Source organism: Mesorhizobium sp. M2C.T.Ca.TU.002.02.1.1 (assembly GCF_003997225.1).
This window is the reverse complement of the sequence record NZ_RZTO01001107.1, coordinates 1-1,588: the sequence shown is the minus strand read 5'-3', so window position 1 is coordinate 1,588 and position 1,588 is coordinate 1. Positions and strand designations below refer to the sequence as shown.

Genomic DNA, 1,588 nt, shown 5'->3' with positions numbered 1-1,588 from the left:
ACCTGACAGTGCATCCGCAAAAGTTACGACCGCCGATAACCTTAATTTCCGTTTCTTTTGCGGAGGCTTTCCGAACGGAAGGTAAAGGAATAAATTAGCAATTCGTTAAGTACGCCGTTGGGGGCCAAGCTTAAGGATGTGTCGTGATGAATTTCAAGTCTCTGATCAAGCGGGCCGAGGACGTCGATAAGGAATTTCAGGAACTCCAATCGGATCTGGCGGAAGCATTCGAGGACGTTCTTGCCGATGAGGAAAAGGCACCGCCTGAAGGCGATGTCGCCGACCAGGATCTGGTTGCACGCGACCAGCAATCGCCGCCGGAAGAGCCGTCCGACGCAATGGCATCACGGCTGACACCGCATACCCAGACGCGGCTGGCCGCCCTGGAAGCCGTCGCCGGGCTTTTCCAGGATGGCCAGGGGCACCTGCAGGAAATCGAGGCGAAGCTGGCCGAGATCGCCAGCGCCCACCGCATGACGCGCGACGTCCTCAACGTTTTCCACCGCGACGTGTTGCGCTCCAACGAGCTGGAGCTGGCAAACCTCGCTCTCACCACCGAGCACAAGACGCTCACCGAGCAATTGCTCGACGCCGCCCGCAAGCAGCGCGAGCGCGACGGCGCCGCCGAGGCCTGGCAACAGCGCGAGGCGAGCCTCGTCCAGGACCGGGAGCAGCTGCGCTCGGCGCTGGCGGCCGTGCGCCTGGAGCTGGTGGAGATGAGCAATGAGAGCGCCAGGCGCGAGACGGAGTTCGGCGAGATCGTCAAGGCCTTGACCGCCAAGACCGTCGAAGTCGACAGGCGCGGCGCCGAGAACAAGCTGCTGCGCGAAAAGCAGGTCGGCCTTTCGGTCGACCTGGAGCAGGCGCAAAAGCGCGAGGCGGAAGCCCGGCACAAGTTCGACGAATTCGCGGCGACCCACGCCAGCGAAACCGCCCATATCGCCGAACTGATGGCTCAACTCGGCAACCACGAAAAGGAAGAAACCCGACTGCAGAAGACGCTGGAGGCAACACAGGCCAAGCTTGCCGAAACAGCCGAGGCGGCGCGGATCGCTGAAAGCGACGGCGCCGCGGAATTGGCGCGCAGCCAGGCCGAAATGCGCGGCTTGCGCGCCGAGATCCAGGAACTGCAGTCGCGCCTGGATAGGGTCTCGACCGACAATGGCGAAGCCACGGCTGAGATCACCAGGCTCAAGGCGCAGTTGAACGATGCCGTCACCGAACGCCAGATTGCCGAGGAAAGGCTCGCCGTCCTCAAGGAAGAGAGCGAAGCCGACAAGAAGAACCTGTCGGTGGTCAGCACCAATCTCTCACAGCTTTCGCTGCAGCAGGCGTCCGAGCAGATCCAGCTCGATATCCAGAAGCAGGAATGCGAGGATTTGCACGCCGAAGTCGAAGCGCTCAATGCCCGCATCCGGGAATTGCTGCCTTACGAGCGCCTGCATCGGGTGACCGACGCAAGGTCGCGCAAGGATGCCGCGCCTCAAGCAAACGGGATCATCGCGGAAACGGTGCGTCCCGCCGCGCGGCGTGTTCCGCGGCGGAACTTGCGAGTCAACGCTGGCTGAGAAAACCGCCGCGCCGGAAC

Annotated in this window: 1 protein-coding gene; it reads left to right on the top strand. The window is 62.5% G+C overall.

All coding sequences use genetic code 11. From position 1 onward, the window contains the following. Positions 1-146 precede the first annotated feature (146 nt). Positions 147-1,568, top strand: a complete 1,422-nt coding sequence (locus tag EOD07_RS33815; protein WP_127238298.1) for a hypothetical protein — start codon at positions 147-149, stop codon at positions 1,566-1,568. The last annotated feature ends 20 nt before the right edge of the window (positions 1,569-1,588 follow it).